Origin of the sequence: Marinomonas ushuaiensis DSM 15871 (genome assembly GCF_000521805.1) — a bacterium.
Classification (GTDB): Bacteria; Pseudomonadota; Gammaproteobacteria; order Pseudomonadales; family Marinomonadaceae; genus Marinomonas; species Marinomonas ushuaiensis.
Map to the genome: position 1 here is coordinate 155,354 of NZ_JAMB01000007.1, position 16,257 is coordinate 171,610.

Here is a 16,257-nt window from a genome sequence, read left to right on the forward strand (position 1 = left end):
CGATATTCGAGAGGTTTGAAAATGAAAAAAATTATAATGGCTGTTTTTACTCTATGCTTAATAAGTAGTGTGCATGCAACAGAGGTCGCTGTTATCGATTTTAGGGCTGCACTTTTGCAAAGTAATATTGGTCAAGAAGCGGCAAAAGAGCCAAAGCAGAAAGTGGCCGAAATGGATGCTCGCTTGAAACAAGAGCAAGAAGAGCTTGAAGCGTCAGCAGAAAAATTAAAGCGCGAAGAGTTAACTTTGTCTGAGGGCGAATTTAATGCACGTCGCAAAGTATTGGCTGAACAACAAAATAAAGTGCGTTCTATGGGGGCAGCTATGCAGCGTCAAGCTAAAGAGCTAGAGCAACAATTGATTCAATCTCTTACTCCACAAGGTGAGGCTGCATTGAAAGCGTTAATCGAAGAACGTAAATTGGATTTAGTATTGAATAGACAAGTGAGTTTATATGCAAATGCTGATGCGGATATTACTAACGAACTTGTAGCACGTATTAATAAGGACAACTAATCTATGAGCTATACGCTAGGGCAATTAGCTGCGGAAGTACAAGGCACTGTTAAAGGGAATGCGGGTCTCGTTATTGAAAAGCTAGGCACGTTGGGAAATGCTGTTCAAAATGAACTGAGTTTTTTAGCCAATCCTAAATACCGCAGTCAACTTGCTTCTACGTCAGCAGGTGCTGTTCTTGTGAAAACGGAAGAATTAGCGCAGCTGGTTGATAATGCTATTGTAGTGTCAAATCCTTATCTAGCGTTTGCAAAGTTATCTAATTTATTTGTACCGACAACACAGGGTTGGTCTGGTATTCATCCTAGTGCTGTCATTGCTAATAATGCAGTAATTGGTGTAGATGTAATTATTGGTCCAAATACTGTCATTGATGATGGTGTTACTATCGGAGACGATTGTGTCATCGGTGCGGGTTGCGTTATTAGTCGAGGTTCAGTCGTAGGTAAAAATTCACGATTATATCCTAATGTTACGCTTTATCATGATGTTGTGATTGGTGAAGCGTGTATCTTACATAGTGGTGCAGTGATTGGTGCAGATGGTTTTGGCTTTGCTCCTACACAAGATGGTTGGGAGAAAATTAATCAACTTGGCTCAGTTGCTATTGGTAATCATGTTGAGATTGGTGCGAGTACAACAATTGATCGTGGTGCGATAGAAAATACCCAAATTGGGCATGGTGTTAAAATAGATAACCAAGTTCAAATTGCTCATAACGTTGTAATTGGCGATAATACCGCGATTGCAGCAAGTACCGCGATTGCAGGTAGTACAAAGATTGGTTCTTTTTGTACTATTTCTGGCGGGGTTTGTATTGCGGGTCATTTAACGATTCGCGATCGAGTTCATGTCACTGGTATGAGTATGATAAGCAATTCTATTGAAGAAGAGGGATCTTACTCTTCGGGTATGGGAATGGAGCCAACGGCTAAATGGCGTCGAACGGTTGCTAGAGTCAGACGAATAGACGAAATGGCGAAGCAGTTTTCACAATTAAAAAAACAAGTTAATAAGTTTTTAGAGAAGGTTGATAATAAATGATGGACGTAAAAGAAATTCGCCGATACCTACCTCATAGGTATCCTTTTTTGTTGGTGGATCGTGTCGTTGAAATAAATTTAAATGAGTCCATTGTTGCCTATAAAAATGTTACGGTGAACGAACCTTTTTTTAACGGTCATTTCCCTGATGATCCAGTAATGCCAGGTGTGTTAATTATTGAAGCTATGGCTCAAGCTGCTGGCGTCCTAGGTTTTAAAACCATGGATAAAACACCAGAAGATGGTTCAATGTATTACTTTGTTGGCTCCGATAAAACACGTTTTAAGCGTCCAGTTGTACCGGGTGACCGTTTACAGTTAGAAGCAAAAATCATTGCGGTAAAACGTGGAATTTGGAAATTTGAATGCAAAGCATCCGTTGACGGTGAGTTAGTGTGTTCATCTACAATTATGTGTGCAGACAGGTAAGATTATAGTGGCTATACATCCAACGACATTAATTGATTCAAAAGCAGAAATTGACTCCAACGTGGAGATCGGTCCTTTTTGTGTGATTGGGCCAGATGTGAAAATTGGTGCTGGGAGTGTTATTAAGTCGCACGTCGTTATTAATGGCCATACGACAATTGGGTGTAATAATGAAATTTATCAGTTTGCTTCAGTCGGAGAAGCAAACCAAGATAAAAAATACAGAGGCGAGCCAACTCAGTTAATTATCGGTGATGGCAATGTTATTCGTGAAAGTGCCACTATACATCGTGGCACGATTCAGGATAAAGGTATCACCCAAATTGGCAGTCATAACTTGTTTATGGCGAGTACGCATGTGGGCCATGATTGTATTGTGGGCGACAACAATATAATGGCTAATTTTGCAGCTTTAGCTGGCCATGTAGTTGTTGGGGATAATGCGATTCTTGGTGGTTACACTGGTGTGCATCAATTTTGTCAGGTGCATTCTTACAGTATGTGTGGCATGGGCTCTATGGTGTCAAAAGATGTTCCTAGATTTGTTATGGTTTCTGGTAATCCAGCTAAAGCGCATGGAATGAATTTTGAAGGCATGCGTCGTAGAGGTGTTCCAGCCGATATTATTCGAGCTTTACGTACAGCCTATAAAACGGTTTATCTGAAAGGTCTGACACTTGAATCTGCATTAACACAGCTTGAAAGTGGCGATAGCTTTCATATTGCTGAAGTGGCTGATTTTGTTTTATCAATTAGGCAATCAAAACGTGGCATAGTCCGATAAAAACCATGTTTTGAAAGAAAACCCCGGATTATTCGGGGTTTTTTATTAGTGAAAAATAAAAGCTAGGGGTTGTGTAAATGGAAGTGATGTCTACAGCACGTTATGTGTTAGTGGCTGGTGAAGCCTCAGGTGATATTTTGGGCGCTAATCTAATTGCTCACTTAAAAACATTACAACCAGACGCTGTGTTTGAAGGGATTGGCGGTCCATTAATGCAGGCGCAGGGCTTTAATAGTATTGTGCCAATGGACAGGCTTTCTGTCATGGGGCTGGTTGAAGTACTTGGCCGCTTAAGAGAGTTGTTGGGTATCCGTAAGCGTTTATATCAGTCATGCTTAAACAACCCTCCAACGGCATTTATTGGTATTGACTCTCCAGATTTTAATATGCCGCTTGCTAGAAAACTAAAGCAAGCCGGAATCCCTACTGTCCATTATGTTAGTCCTTCTGTTTGGGCGTGGCGTCAAAAACGTATCTTTAATATCAAGAAATCTGTGGATTTGATGCTGGCTCTTTTCCCGTTTGAGCTGCCTATTTACCATGAGCATAATATTCCAGTGGTTTGCGTCGGACATACTTTGGCAGATGATATCCCATTAAACAGTGACGTTGCTGATGCTAGAGCGGCACTTGGTTTAAATGCAATTAAGGGTCCTGTGTTTGGTATTTTACCTGGTTCCAGAGAGGGTGAGGTTTCACGCCTTGCACCTTTGTTTGTTGAGACAATCAAGCTCATTAAACAAAAAGAACCCGATGCAACGTTTATTATGCCAGCGGCAAATGTTGAGAGGCGTATTCAAATAGACGCTATTTTAAAAGAAGCCAATGCAGAGGCAATTCTTATCGATGGTCAGTCGCGTACAGTAATGGCAGCGTCTGATGCTATTTTGCTCGCTTCAGGTACGGCGGCGCTGGAGGCTATGTTAGTAAAACGGCCTATGGTGGTGTCTTATCGAGTTAACAAACTTACCTATTTTATTATGTCCAGAATGATAAAAGTACCTTATGTTTCGTTACCAAATTTATTGGCAAATGAACCATTAGTGCCAGAATTATTACAAGATCAAGCTACACCCGAAAACTTATCAAATAGTCTATTACAGACTTGGAAGTCCTTCGTTGCAGATAAAACGATACAGGATAAGTACCTCAATCTGCATAAGATGTTGCGTAAAAATGCCGGTGAGCAAGCCGCACAAGCCATTCTTTCTATGCTTGAAAAAAAGAGTAAGTAGTGGAACCTTTTGTTAGTCAAATGTATTTTGGTGACTTAATTGCCGGTACCGATGAAGCAGGAAGAGGGCCGTTGGCGGGAGAAGTTGTTGCTGCGGCTGTGATTCTTGATCCAAATCGTCCAATCGCTGGGCTTGCTGATTCCAAAAAACTGAGTGAAAAAAAACGCGAAGCTTTATTTATTGAGATACAAGAGAAGGCTTTGGCCTTTGGTATCGCGAGTGCTTCAATAGAAGAGATAGACGAAATAAATATATTGCATGCGAGTATGCTCGCCATGTCTCGTGCTGTTAGTTTGTTGTCGGTCGTTCCTGAGCACGTTTTGGTAGATGGCAATCGTATACCATTGAATTTACCTTGTCCTGCTGAGGCAGTTGTAAAAGGGGATTCGAGACAAGCCGCTATTTCAGCAGCGTCTATACTGGCAAAAGTGACTCGCGATAGAGATATCGTAAAAGTGTCAAAAATATACCCAGAATATGGTTTTGAAAAACATAAAGGTTACCCTACAGCGCAGCACCTTGCAGCTCTTCGACTACATGGCATTACACCAATTCATCGCCGTAGTTTTGGCCCAGTTAAAAAGATTTTAGAGGGATAGTATTTTGTCCACACCGTTTATACATTTACGAGTTCATACTGAGTTTTCCTTGGTTGATGGCTTGGTGAAAATTAAAGGTTTGCTTGGCACGACAGAGCTGATGTCTATGCCGGCGGTCGCTATTACAGATGAAAATAATCTTTGTGGTTTTGTGCGCTTTTATAAAGGCGCAATGGATAAAGGGATTAAACCGATTTGTGGCGCCGATGTGGTGATTGCTGATGATGATGAAGGGGTTGGCTCTCGTTATCGATTTACCTTGTTGGCAACATCGAACCAAGGCTACAAGAATATTATTAAAATCATCTCTAAAGGCTACCAGTTGGGTCAAGTGGAAGGCCGGCCTATTATCCAAAAAGAATGGATAGAGGAAAGTAGTGACGACATTATTGCATTGTCAGGTGCTGGGTTTGGTGATATTGGCATATTGTTACAAAAAGGTAATCATGACCAAGCCAAAAGCCGTTTGGCGCATTGGATGTCGATTTTTCCAGATCGTTTTTATATTGAACTGCAACGCACTAGTCGTCCGGGTGAAGAAGATTATATACATGCTGTAGTGTCATTGGCGGCAGAATTAGATTGTCCTGTTGTTGCGACAAATGATGTTCGCTTTTTGAAACGTGAGAACTTTGAGGCTCATGAAGCACGTGTTTGTATTCATGATGGCGTCACTCTAGATGACCCTCGTCGTAAGCGCCGCTATTCAGAAGAGCAATATTTTAAAACGGCCGATGAGATGGCTGCTCTATTTGAAGATATTCCTGAGGCGCTTGAGAATACAGTAGAAATAGCTAAGCGTTGCAGTGTCGATGTCTTACTAGGCGAATATTTTTTACCTGATTACCCTGTGCCGGAAGGCATGACCATGGAAGAATTCTTTAACAAACTGTCTTTTGATGGTTTAAAAGAACGTTTTGATTTCTTGACTAAAAAATACGGTGAACGTATTGAAAAGCGTCGTCAAGAATATTGGGATCGTCTGGATTTTGAATTAACCATTATCAATCAGATGGGCTTTCCTGGTTACTTCTTAATCGTGATGGACTTTATTAAGTGGTCGAAAGATAACGGAATCCCCGTAGGGCCTGGCCGAGGTTCTGGTGCTGGATCACTGGTAGCCTATGCGCTGAAAATTACTGATCTTGATCCATTAGAATATGATCTCCTGTTCGAACGATTCTTGAATCCAGAGCGTGTTTCCATGCCCGATTTTGATATCGATTTTTGCATGGAGAATCGTGACAAAGTTATTGATTATGTATCTCGTACTTATGGTCGAGACGCTGTGTCTCAGATTATTACTTTTGGTGCGATGGCGGCAAAAGCCGTAGTGCGAGATGTTGCTCGTGTTCAGGGTAAGCCTTATAGCTTAGGTGATAAATTATCTAAATTGATTCCTTTCGAAATTGGCATGACTCTGAAAAAAGCGTTAGAGGAAGAGCCTGCATTGCCTGAATTTTTGGCGGGTGATGAAGATGCTGCAGAAGTTATGGAGATGGCGATATCTCTTGAAGGTGTGGTTCGTAACTTTGGTAAGCACGCTGGTGGCGTGGTTATCGCGCCAACTAAACTAATTGATTTTGCGCCTTTATATTGTGAAGAAGATGGTTCTGGCCTTGTTACTCAATATGATAAAAACGATGTGGAAGAAGCGGGTCTTGTTAAATTTGACTTCTTAGGTTTGAAAACGCTGACAGTGGTTGATTGGGCGGTAAAAAACATTGATACCATCAATGCATTAGAAGGCAAGCCACCTTTAGATATCACTCTTATTGATCTTGAAGACAAATCAACCTACGATTTATTGAAACGAGCAGAAACCACTGCGGTATTCCAGCTGGAATCCCGTGGTATGAAAGAGTTGATTAAGAAGCTTTTGCCATCTCGTTTTGAAGATATTATCGCCTTGGTTGCCTTGTATCGTCCCGGGCCATTAGGCTCAGGCATGGTGGATGACTTTATCAACCGTAAGCACGGTCGTGCCGAGTTGGCTTTCCCTCATTCTGATTATCAACATAATGATTTGATTCCAGTTTTGGAGCCTACTTACGGTATCATCTTGTATCAAGAACAAGTAATGCAGATTGCTCAGGTATTGGCTAAGTTTTCTCTTGGTGGTGCGGATTTATTACGTCGAGCTATGGGTAAAAAGAAAGCGGAGGTTATGGCGGAGCAGCGCTTAATCTTCATGGAAGGTGCCCTGAAAAATAATGTTGATAAGGATCTGTCAGGTAACATCTTTGACTTGATGGAGAAGTTTGCAGGTTACGGTTTTAACAAATCTCACTCGGCAGCATATGCACTGGTTTCTTATCAAACTGCTTGGTTAAAAAATCACTATCCAGCGCCTTTCATGGCGGCGGTATTATCTGCTGATATGCAGAATACGGATAAAATCGTTATTTTCATTGAAGAATGTCGTTCAATGAAAATAGTGTTAGAGCTACCAAATGTAAATGAATCGGTTTTCAAATTCACGGTAAACCCAAAGGGCGCTATCGTTTATGGTTTGGGCGCCATCAAAGGGGTTGGTGAAGGCCCAATTGAGGCCATTGTCGAAGCTCGAAAAGATGGCCCGTTTGAGCATATTTTTGATTTTTGTCAGCGTGTTGGTCGACGAGTCAATAAGCGTGTAATGGAAGCGCTCGTTCGTTCAGGTGCTTTTGACACGATTGGACCAAATCGTGCCACTTTGTTTGCTTGTATTGATGAGGCTCTAAAGCGTGCCGTGCAGGATGCTAAGAACCAAGATGCAGGTATGATGGATCTGTTTGGTATTGCTGTGGAAGAAAATACGGAAGATGCTTACAAAGAAGTAGGGATACAGCACGAATGGCCGCCACGCCAACGACTCGATGGTGAAAAGGATACATTAGGTTTATACGTAACGGGCCATCCAATCGATGAATATGAGAAAGAGATTCGTCGCTTTGTTCGTTCTAAAATAGTTGATTTACAACCCAAGCGTGGTGATACGCAAATCATGGCTGGGTTGATTGTTGACTTGCGTATTACCAAAAGTAAAAAAGGTGGTAACATTGCTTTCGTTACCTTAGACGATCGTTCTGCTCGTATCGAAGTAACCGTATTTCCTGATAATTATGACAGCTTTAAAGACGTCATTGTTAAAGATGAAGTTGTTGTTGTGGAAGGTGAGATTACGGTTGATGAGTTCCGTGGTGGACAAAAAGTTATTGCTCGGAATATTCTAGATATTGCGCAAGCTCGAATTCGTTATGTAGAAGCATTACGAATTACTTGGACTTCTGAGACAGTGACTCCAACAGATATTCAAACCTTAGCTGGCCATATGGCTTCATATCGCGGTGATGGCTGTGATGTGGTTATTGGGTTTGATACACCACAAGCATGTGGTGATATTCGTTTAGGGAATGATTGGAAAGTTCGTCCGGATGACGAATTAATTCACCAACTTCAGAAACAATACGGTAAACAAAATGTTCAGTTAGTGTATAATTAATCTTATTTACTAGTCCGTGCAACGGAATGTGGCGTCGCGACGCACTTACATAGAACAAATAGCAGATCGCTTTTTGTTTTTGAATTTGATGGCAACCAAACAGTAGTGTAATTAAACATGAATTTAGATTATCTCCCTTTTGAACAGCCGATTGCTGAGCTTGAACAGAAAATTGAAGAGTTACGCTTAGTCGGTAATGATAACGAACTGAACATCGGTGATGAAATCAGTCGTCTTGAAGACAAGAAAGTAGCGCTTACTAAAAGTCTATTTAGCAATTTAGGGGCGTGGGAAGTATCTCAATTAGCGCGTCACCCAAAACGTCCGTATACACTTGACTATATAAAACACGCTTTTACAGATTTTGAAGAGATGCATGGTGATCGTCATTATGCTGATGATCGTGCAATTGTTGGCGGTATTGCTCGTTTAGACGGCCGTCCGGTTATGGTTATTGGTCATCAAAAAGGTCGTGAAGTAAAAGAAAAAGTACTTCGCAATTTTGGTATGCCACGTCCAGAAGGTTACCGTAAAGCGCTACGCTTAATGGAAACGGCAGAACGTTTTAATATGCCTATTGTTACTTTGATTGATACACCTGGGGCTTATCCTGGTGTTGGCGCTGAAGAGCGTGGACAAAGTGAAGCGATTGCTTTTAACCTAGCGGTTATGTCTCGTCTTAAAACGCCGATTATCTCTACTGTAATTGGTGAGGGCGGTTCTGGTGGTGCACTCGCTATCGGTGTTTGTGATGAATTGATGATGCTTCAATACGGCACATACTCTGTTATTTCTCCTGAAGGTTGTGCTTCTATTCTTTGGAAGAGTGCAGACCGTGCGTCTGATGCTGCTAAAGCAATGGGTATTACGGCACAGCGCCTTCAAGAGCTTGGGCTTGTGGATACGATTGTTCCTGAGCCATTAGGTGGTGCTCACATTGCTCATGAACAGATTGCACAAAGCCTAAAACAAAATATTTTAGCTGCATTGGATCGAATGGAAGCATTGACGACAGAAGAGTTGTTGGCTCGTCGTTATAATCGTTTGATGTCATACGGTTTATAGTTTTTTGAGATTCTAAAAAGCCTCCTATTAAGGGGGCTTTTTTGTTTTTGACTTTTGGATAATGGTCGCTTTTATTTAGAGCTTATGATGAAACATACACACTTAAAGCCAATCAAATCTTCAATGCCACTTCGATTTAATCAAGAGTGGATAGATGGCTTATTCTCTGAAGTAGACGTTGTATGGGTTGGTTTTAGTGGTGGTGTAGACTCTCATGTTTTACTGCATGCGATCGTGAGTCAACTGACTGCTCAGCAGCGACGAAAATTGGCGGTGATTCATATTCATCATGGGCTTAGTGACCATGCGGATAGTTGGCTAAGTCACTGCGAACAAGTGTGTCAAAAACTCGATGTGCGTTTCGTTGCTAAACGCGTTCAATTAGAAGCTCAAGCCTCAGTCGAAGACGCTGCGCGTAATGCTCGATACCAAGCCTTTGAGCAAATAATGACATCAAAAGAGGTCTTGTTATTGGCGCATCATGGTGACGACCAAGCTGAAACAGTTTTATTTCGGTTGTTACGCGGGACAGGAGGGAAGGGTCTTTCTGGTATGCCACGTATGCGTGCTATTGGGGTGGAAGGTGCTTATCTTGTTCGCCCTTTGCTGGATATATCAAAAGTAAGTATTGAATCTTATGCACGCCAAGAAAAATTGAAATGGATTCAAGATGACTCTAATGCGGATGAGCGTTTTACTCGTAATTTTTTGCGGCAACGAGTTGTGCCTATTCTGAAAGAGCGATTTCCAAAGATGGAGCAAAATATTGCTTCTGGCGCTAAACGAATCGAAACCGATTATCTTATGCTTTCTCGGTTTGCAGAGCGCCAATTGGCTAAATGGTGTAACGAGTATGGCGGCTTGGATTTATCTTTTCTTAGTGAAGAGTCATTAGAGGAAAGACTTTTTTGGTTACGCCATTTTTTGCAAAATAAAAGTATTTCATTACCTCAACTGCAATTAGAAAATGTCGAGCAGATGTTGTCTGGTAGAGAGGATCGGCATCCAGAATTTAAGCTTAAGAATGGTCGTATTATGCGCCATCAAAATTTCATTTATTTTCTACCATTAGATCAAGAAGTGACGCTTGCTCCTTTGAATAAAGATGAAATTCTGAAACGCTCGTTTGATGAGGTTCTGGTCAGTGGTTGCAATGGCTGTGTTTTAGGCGAACGTCCAGAAGGTGCTGTATTAAGCTTCGAAAATGGCAATAGTCGTAAGTTGAAAAAATGGTTAAATGATTTACAAGTACCAAGCTGGTGGCGTAACCATTTGCCTTATATTTTTATCGATACTGAACTTGTTGCGATCGGCTCGCTCTGGCGCCACCCAGATTATCCGCATGTTAAAGTGGAATGGCGCTTATCTGGCGAACTTCCTTTGCTTGTGTCTCTAGAATAAAATTAACCTTTCAATAACCAATCCGCCTTGCCTTTTGTTGAGCTAACCAGTTCTGCATTGAGGCTGTCACTTCGGTTGATCCTTTCCATTGCTTGTTCATGGCTGAACCCCCAGGCTTTCATATGGCGTTGCGCTAATCGCTCAATGGACACGTCAATAGGAGTATCTAAAAACCAATGCTCATCAAACAGTGCTGTTGCTTCTTGCCAGCCATCTTGTTGGTGTAATAAATACAAACCTTCAATCAAAATAACTTTGGCTTTTTTATTGATAGAAATATCGTCTTCAATTGGATCTCCGAGGCTGTGGTCAAAACTAGGCCATAGAATATCTTCTTGTTGATAACCTTGATGAATGGCTTTAACGCGATCAATAAAAGCAGTGCTATCAAATGTCCACGGGGCTCCTCTTCTGGCGAACGCTTCTTCTGAGTTTGGTAGGGCGTTCAGTTGGGCTTTTGATAAGTGAAAGCCATCCATGGAAAGGCTGATGGCTTGTTCTTGTTGTGTTGAAAAATAAGACGTAACGTATTCTGCTAATGTGCTTTTTCCTGATCCTGGTCCACCGGTTAGAGCAATAAGAGTTCGATGTGGTTTATTAAGGGCGCTTTGTATTTTAACTAAGGCTTGTTTAACTTCTTCTGAATGACTGTAGAAATGGTTAAGTTGTGAAGGTGTCATAGGATTTCCTAAATCTACAAAAAAGAATGGAGGGTGCAAGTAAGTTCTAGATTAGCATTTAATATGAATGAAAACGAAATTAGAAATGCCTTTTGGAGGTGTGAGCTTATATGAAATGATATAGGGCTAATGTTCGGTTATTAGAATAATTACTGCAAACTATGGTGTTACTTCAGTTGGGGGTGATGGGACGATTTTAATCGTTATTGCATGATTAAACCTTACCGCGGCATAAAACAGCGTCGTTTTACATTGAGTGGATGGCCTTGCGATGTTATTATTTTTACCCGTCCTGAAGGCATATTTTTCTGTGCCATCAAATCTCATATTTTTCTATTTTAAGGCGGGTTAAACACTCATGGCGACACGATATATTTTCGTCACAGGCGGCGTGGTTTCATCACTAGGCAAAGGCTTAACAGCAGCATCTTTGGCGGCTATTCTTGAATCCCGTGGGCTTAAAGTCACCATGCTCAAACTGGATCCTTACATTAACGTAGATCCGGGCACCATGAGTCCTTTCCAGCACGGTGAAGTTTTCGTTACCGAAGACGGCGCCGAAACCGATCTAGACTTAGGTCATTATGAACGCTTCATTTCCACTAAAATGGGCAAGCGTAATAATTTCACTACAGGACGCGTTTATCAGCATGTGTTGAAAAAAGAACGTCGCGGTGAATACCTAGGTGGAACGGTTCAGGTGATTCCCCATATTACCGATGAAATCAAACGCCGTGTTATTGCCGGTGCACAAGGCGCAGACGTTGCCTTAGTTGAAATTGGCGGCACCGTTGGTGACATCGAATCTCAACCTTTCTTAGAAGCCGTTCGTCAGATGAAAGTCGAAGTCGGCTCTCATCGTGCTTTGTTTATGCATTTGACCTTGGTGCCTTATATTCGCACTGCGGGTGAAACCAAAACGAAGCCGACTCAACATTCTGTTAAAGAGTTGCGTTCAATCGGTATTCAGCCTGATATCCTGGTATGTCGTTCTGAAGTATCTATTGAAGCCCCTGAGCGTAAGAAAATTTCCTTGTTTACCAACGTAGAAGAGCGTGCGGTTATTTCTTTACCTGATGCCGACACGATTTATCGTATTCCGCAACTGTTGAATGACCAAGGTTTAGACAGCTTAATTGTTGAGCGTTTTAATCTTGATTGCGACATGCCAGATCTTAGTATTTGGAATAAAGTTACTCAGGCAAAACTGAATCCTGAAAAACAAATCAACATCGCCATGGTCGGTAAGTACATGGAATTGTTGGATGCTTACAAATCTTTGATCGAGGCGATGGACCACGCTGGTATTCACGCTCGAACTAAAGTTAAGTTGCATTATATTGATTCTGAAAGTATCGAAGAAAACGGCACTGAATGCCTGAAAGGAATGGACGCGATTCTTGTTCCTGGTGGTTTCGGCGAGCGTGGCGTTGAAGGTAAAATTTTAACCGCGCAATATGCTCGTGAAAATAAAGTGCCTTACTTAGGTATTTGTTTGGGTATGCAAGTAGCTGTTATTGAATTTGCTCGAAATGTGGCAAATTTATCTGGTGCTCATAGTACCGAGTTTAACTTAAAAGCAGAAAACCCAGTCGTTGGTCTGATTACTGAGTGGACAAATACTGAAGGCTCTAAAGAAATACGTTCAGAGGAGTCTGATCTAGGTGGCACTATGCGCCTTGGTGCACAGAACTGCAATTTAACCGCAGGCACGAAAGCATATGAAGCTTATGGTGATGTTCCTGTCATTAAAGAACGTCATCGCCATCGTTATGAAGTAAATAACTTTTATGTGTCTGCATTGGAATCTGCGGGATTGACGATTTCAGGTCGTTCAGAAGATAATTCATTGGTTGAAATGGTAGAAATTGCCGACCATCCTTGGTTCGTCGCTTGTCAATTCCACCCTGAATTTACTTCAACGCCTAGATATGGTCACGGACTATTTAGTGCTTTTGTTCATGCCGCATTGAAATATGCAGGAAAAGAAAAATAAATCGAGTAAATAGACAGTTTTTGATTTTTTATACATTTAAAGAGGTTTGTTATGAGTCTGATCGTTCAAGTTAAAGGTCGTGAAATCATGGATTCACGTGGTAACCCAACGGTAGAAGCTGAAGTGCATCTTGCTGATGGTTCTATCGGTATGGCTGCTGCGCCATCAGGTGCATCTACTGGTTCTCGTGAAGCACTTGAGTTACGTGACGGTGACAAAGCTCGTTACTTAGGTAAAGGCGTACTTAAAGCTGTTGCAGCTGTAAACGGTCCAATCGCTGAAGCACTAGCTGGTAAAGATGCACTAGCACAAGCTGAACTTGACCAAATCATGATCGACCTAGACGGTACTGAAAACAAAGCTAAATTTGGCGCAAACGCTATCCTAGCTGTTTCTCTAGCGGCTGCTAAAGCCGCTGCTATCTCTAAGAAAGTACCTCTATATGCTCACATTGCTGACTTAAACGGTACTTCTGGTGTTTACTCTATGCCGCTTCCAATGATGAACATCATCAATGGTGGTGAGCATGCAGATAACTCTGTAGATATCCAAGAATTCATGATCCAACCTGTTGGCGCGCCTAACTTCCGTGAAGGCCTACGTATGGGAGCTGAAGTATTCCATAGCCTAGCTAAAGTACTTAAAGCTGACGGTCACTCAACGGCTGTTGGTGATGAAGGTGGTTTTGCTCCTAATCTTGAGTCTAACGAAGCGGCACTTGCTGCAATCGAAAAAGCTGTTGCAAACGCTGGTTACGTATTAGGTAAAGACATCACATTAGCGATGGATTGTGCTGCATCTGAGTTCTACGACAAAGAAGCAAACATCTATGACCTTAAAGGTGAAGGCAAGAAATTCACTTCTGAAGAATTTAACTTCTTCTTACAAGATCTTACTAACAAATACCCAATTGTTTCTATCGAAGACGGTCTTGACGAGTCTGACTGGGATGGTTTCGCGCACCAAACTAAACTAATGGGTGATAAAATCCAATTGGTGGGTGATGATCTATTCGTAACAAACACTAAGATTCTTAAGCGTGGTATCGACAACGGTATAGCTAACTCAATCTTAATCAAATTTAACCAAATCGGTTCTTTAACTGAAACTTTAGCTGCAATCAAAATGGCTAAAGATGCTGGTTTTACTGTTGTTATCTCTCATCGTTCAGGTGAAACTGAAGATGCAACAATTGCTGATCTAGCGGTTGGTACAGCGGCTGGCCAAATCAAAACAGGTTCATTAAGCCGTTCTGATCGTGTTGCTAAGTACAATCAACTTCTACGTATCGAAGAAGCGTTAGGTTCAAAAGCACCTTACAACGGTCTTAAAGAAGTGAAAGGTCAAGCGTAATATTTACTTGATCTAAGAAGGGAGAACTATGTTCTCCCTTTTTTATTTGTTTTAAATTTAATTCCTTTGATAATAGGGAATGTTTTTTATTTGAGTCGTCGAGGGTGTTATGAGGCGTTTGTTAATTGTCTTTTTTGTCTTTGCCATTGGTTACCAATCCTTTCATTTGTATTTTGGTGAACAGGGTTTAAAACGACAAGAAGAGCTGGCAAAACAAATCGCATACCAAGAACGTATTAATCAACGTCTTAAACATCGTAATGAAGCATTGCGCGCGCAAGTTGTTGATCTTAGGCTTGGTGAAGAGGCTGTAGAAGAGCATGTTCGTAGTGAGCTTCAATACATTAAAGATAATGAAGTGTTTTATCGCATGGTAAACAAGCAATGACATCGTCTTTATGGATTATTATTCCTGCGGCAGGTGTTGGTCAGCGTATGCAAGCGCATTGCCCAAAGCAGTATTTGTCATTAGCAGGACAAAGCATTTTAGACCGTACAATTGAAATATTTGTTGATCATCCTTTAATTGCAGGTGTTGCCGTCGGCGTTAGCCCTGAAGACGTGTATTGGTCAGAGTCAAAATGGTATCAGCACGCCTCAGTGCATACTTTTTCTGGCGGAAAGGAACGTAGTGATACGGTTTTAAAAGGACTGAAATTTTTAGCTAAAATGACAGGAAATGAACAACAAGAAGTATTGGTTCATGATGCTGCACGTCCTTTATTAACTCAGAAAAAGCTTGAACAAATTATTCGCCATGATTCTGATCAAGGTGTTCTTTTGGCTATGCCAGCTCGAGATACTGTAAAGCGTCAATTACCTATCGATACTTCTCTTGCTTGCACATCATCGGTTGACATAACGCTTGATAGAAGCGGTATTTGGTTGGCTCAAACACCACAGAAGTTTGTTTCTGGCCGTTTACTTTACGCCTTAGAAAAAGCACAAACGGAAGGTGTTGTGATAACAGATGAATGTTCTGCAATGGAGTTCGCCGGTTGGCACCCTGATCTTTTAGTGGGGGAAAGTAGTAACATTAAGGTAACGTTTCCTGAAGATTTATTGATCGCAGAAGCGCTTTTTTCATATCTTAGAAGTTCAAATTTACATTTTAATAAATAAGTGCAATCTATAGCACAGGAGTAATTATCATGATGCCGTTTCGCATTGGTCATGGTTTTGATGTTCATAAATTTGGTGAAGGCGACCATATCGTTTTAGGTGGCGTTTCTATTCCTTATTCTCAAGGTTTGATTGCCCATTCTGATGGCGATGTGGCATTACATGCTTTAACTGATGCACTTTTAGGTGCGGCCGCGCTTGGCGATATAGGGAAGCACTTTCCTGATACGGACTCTGAGTTTGCTGGTGCAGATAGCCGTATTTTACTCAAGCGTGCTTATCAAGAAATCATGTCTTTTGGTTTTAAAGTGGGTAATGTTGATGTCACTATAATTGCTGAAGCACCGAAAATGCGCCCATATATTGATGCAATGAGAGCTAATATCGCGGATGATTTGTCGATAGATATCGATGCGGTTAATGTAAAAGCAACAACGTCAGAAAAGCTCGGTTTTACCGGTCGCAAAGAAGGTATTGCTGTTGAAGCAGTCGCGCTAATTTTTAAAGAAGCACATTTTAATCAAGCTCTCTTTAGTTAGGATTTTAATTT

The 16,257-nt window shown here is 41.4% G+C and carries 15 protein-coding genes; 14 read left to right on the plus strand and 1 reads right to left on the minus strand.

Annotated features, from left to right (window positions below):
* Nucleotides 1–21: 21 nt before the first annotated feature.
* From MUS1_RS09550 to tilS, 9 genes are all read left to right on the plus strand, one after another.
* On the plus strand, nt 22–516 hold the full coding sequence (locus MUS1_RS09550; protein WP_036161835.1) for an OmpH/Skp family outer membrane protein: 495 nt from the start codon (nt 22–24) through the stop codon (nt 514–516).
* A gap of 3 nt (nt 517–519) precedes the next feature.
* On the plus strand, nt 520–1,560 hold the full coding sequence (gene lpxD, locus MUS1_RS09555; protein ID WP_036161836.1) for a UDP-3-O-(3-hydroxymyristoyl)glucosamine N-acyltransferase: 1,041 nt from the start codon (nt 520–522) through the stop codon (nt 1,558–1,560).
* On the plus strand, nt 1,557–1,988 hold the full coding sequence (fabZ, locus tag MUS1_RS09560) for a 3-hydroxyacyl-ACP dehydratase FabZ (RefSeq protein ID WP_036161839.1): 432 nt from the start codon (nt 1,557–1,559) through the stop codon (nt 1,986–1,988). The genes lpxD and fabZ overlap by 4 nt, the downstream gene beginning before the upstream one ends.
* A 7-nt stretch (nt 1,989–1,995) precedes the next feature.
* Nucleotides 1,996–2,772 (plus strand): acyl-ACP--UDP-N-acetylglucosamine O-acyltransferase, encoded by a 777-nt coding sequence (gene lpxA, locus MUS1_RS09565; RefSeq protein WP_036161843.1) that lies wholly within the window; start codon nt 1,996–1,998, stop codon nt 2,770–2,772.
* Nucleotides 2,773–2,849: 77 nt separating this feature from the next.
* Nucleotides 2,850–4,007 carry a lipid-A-disaccharide synthase gene (gene lpxB, locus MUS1_RS09570; RefSeq protein ID WP_036161845.1) on the plus strand — a complete coding sequence of 386 codons (1,158 nt, stop codon included), beginning with the start codon at nt 2,850–2,852 and terminating at the stop codon, nt 4,005–4,007.
* Nucleotides 4,007–4,606 (plus strand): ribonuclease HII, encoded by a 600-nt coding sequence (gene rnhB, locus MUS1_RS09575; protein ID WP_036161847.1) that lies wholly within the window; start codon nt 4,007–4,009, stop codon nt 4,604–4,606. Before lpxB ends, rnhB begins: the two co-directional genes overlap by 1 nt.
* A 4-nt stretch (nt 4,607–4,610) precedes the next feature.
* Nucleotides 4,611–8,090 (plus strand): DNA polymerase III subunit alpha, encoded by a 3,480-nt coding sequence (dnaE, locus tag MUS1_RS09580; RefSeq protein WP_036161848.1) that lies wholly within the window; start codon nt 4,611–4,613, stop codon nt 8,088–8,090.
* A gap of 117 nt (nt 8,091–8,207) precedes the next feature.
* Nucleotides 8,208–9,155 (plus strand): acetyl-CoA carboxylase carboxyl transferase subunit alpha, encoded by a 948-nt coding sequence (gene accA / locus MUS1_RS09585; RefSeq protein WP_036161850.1) that lies wholly within the window; start codon nt 8,208–8,210, stop codon nt 9,153–9,155.
* 84 nt (nt 9,156–9,239) lie between these two features.
* Nucleotides 9,240–10,556 (plus strand): tRNA lysidine(34) synthetase TilS, encoded by a 1,317-nt coding sequence (gene tilS / locus MUS1_RS09590; RefSeq protein ID WP_036161999.1) that lies wholly within the window; start codon nt 9,240–9,242, stop codon nt 10,554–10,556.
* Nucleotides 10,557–10,558: 2 nt separating this feature from the next.
* On the opposite strand, the gene MUS1_RS09595 is transcribed toward tilS, so the two are convergent.
* A complete protein-coding gene (locus MUS1_RS09595; RefSeq protein WP_036161852.1) occupies nt 10,559–11,236 on the minus strand; it encodes a nucleoside/nucleotide kinase family protein in 678 nt (225 codons plus the stop codon).
* 358 nt (nt 11,237–11,594) lie between these two features.
* Between MUS1_RS09595 and MUS1_RS09600 the strand changes: the two genes are divergently transcribed.
* From MUS1_RS09600 to ispF, 5 genes are all read left to right on the plus strand, one after another.
* Nucleotides 11,595–13,232, plus strand: a complete 1,638-nt coding sequence (locus MUS1_RS09600; protein WP_036161855.1) for a CTP synthase — start codon at nt 11,595–11,597, stop codon at nt 13,230–13,232.
* Nucleotides 13,233–13,283: 51 nt separating this feature from the next.
* Nucleotides 13,284–14,585, plus strand: a complete 1,302-nt coding sequence (gene eno / locus MUS1_RS09605) for a phosphopyruvate hydratase (protein ID WP_036161857.1) — start codon at nt 13,284–13,286, stop codon at nt 14,583–14,585.
* Between the two features lie 109 nt (nt 14,586–14,694).
* Nucleotides 14,695–14,973 carry an FtsB family cell division protein gene (locus MUS1_RS09610; protein ID WP_036161859.1) on the plus strand — a complete coding sequence of 93 codons (279 nt, stop codon included), beginning with the start codon at nt 14,695–14,697 and terminating at the stop codon, nt 14,971–14,973.
* Nucleotides 14,970–15,707 carry a 2-C-methyl-D-erythritol 4-phosphate cytidylyltransferase gene (gene ispD / locus MUS1_RS09615; protein WP_036161861.1) on the plus strand — a complete coding sequence of 246 codons (738 nt, stop codon included), beginning with the start codon at nt 14,970–14,972 and terminating at the stop codon, nt 15,705–15,707. Before MUS1_RS09610 ends, ispD begins: the two co-directional genes overlap by 4 nt.
* A 29-nt stretch (nt 15,708–15,736) precedes the next feature.
* Nucleotides 15,737–16,246 (plus strand): 2-C-methyl-D-erythritol 2,4-cyclodiphosphate synthase, encoded by a 510-nt coding sequence (ispF, locus tag MUS1_RS09620; RefSeq protein WP_036161864.1) that lies wholly within the window; start codon nt 15,737–15,739, stop codon nt 16,244–16,246.
* Nucleotides 16,247–16,257: the final 11 nt, after the last annotated feature.

Coding starts and splice junctions, on each gene's coding strand:
- MUS1_RS09550 (WP_036161835.1), top strand. CDS start 22: ATGAAAAAAATTATAATGGCTGTTTTTACTCTATGCTTAATAAGTAGT.
- lpxD (WP_036161836.1), top strand. CDS start 520: ATGAGCTATACGCTAGGGCAATTAGCTGCGGAAGTACAAGGCACTGTT.
- fabZ (WP_036161839.1), top strand. CDS start 1,557: ATGATGGACGTAAAAGAAATTCGCCGATACCTACCTCATAGGTATCCT.
- lpxB (WP_036161845.1), top strand. CDS start 2,850: ATGGAAGTGATGTCTACAGCACGTTATGTGTTAGTGGCTGGTGAAGCC.
- accA (WP_036161850.1), top strand. CDS start 8,208: ATGAATTTAGATTATCTCCCTTTTGAACAGCCGATTGCTGAGCTTGAA.
- tilS (WP_036161999.1), top strand. CDS start 9,240: ATGATGAAACATACACACTTAAAGCCAATCAAATCTTCAATGCCACTT.
- MUS1_RS09595 (WP_036161852.1), bottom strand. CDS start 11,236: ATGACACCTTCACAACTTAACCATTTCTACAGTCATTCAGAAGAAGTT.
- MUS1_RS09600 (WP_036161855.1), top strand. CDS start 11,595: ATGGCGACACGATATATTTTCGTCACAGGCGGCGTGGTTTCATCACTA.
- eno (WP_036161857.1), top strand. CDS start 13,284: ATGAGTCTGATCGTTCAAGTTAAAGGTCGTGAAATCATGGATTCACGT.
- MUS1_RS09610 (WP_036161859.1), top strand. CDS start 14,695: ATGAGGCGTTTGTTAATTGTCTTTTTTGTCTTTGCCATTGGTTACCAA.
- ispD (WP_036161861.1), top strand. CDS start 14,970: ATGACATCGTCTTTATGGATTATTATTCCTGCGGCAGGTGTTGGTCAG.
- ispF (WP_036161864.1), top strand. CDS start 15,737: ATGATGCCGTTTCGCATTGGTCATGGTTTTGATGTTCATAAATTTGGT.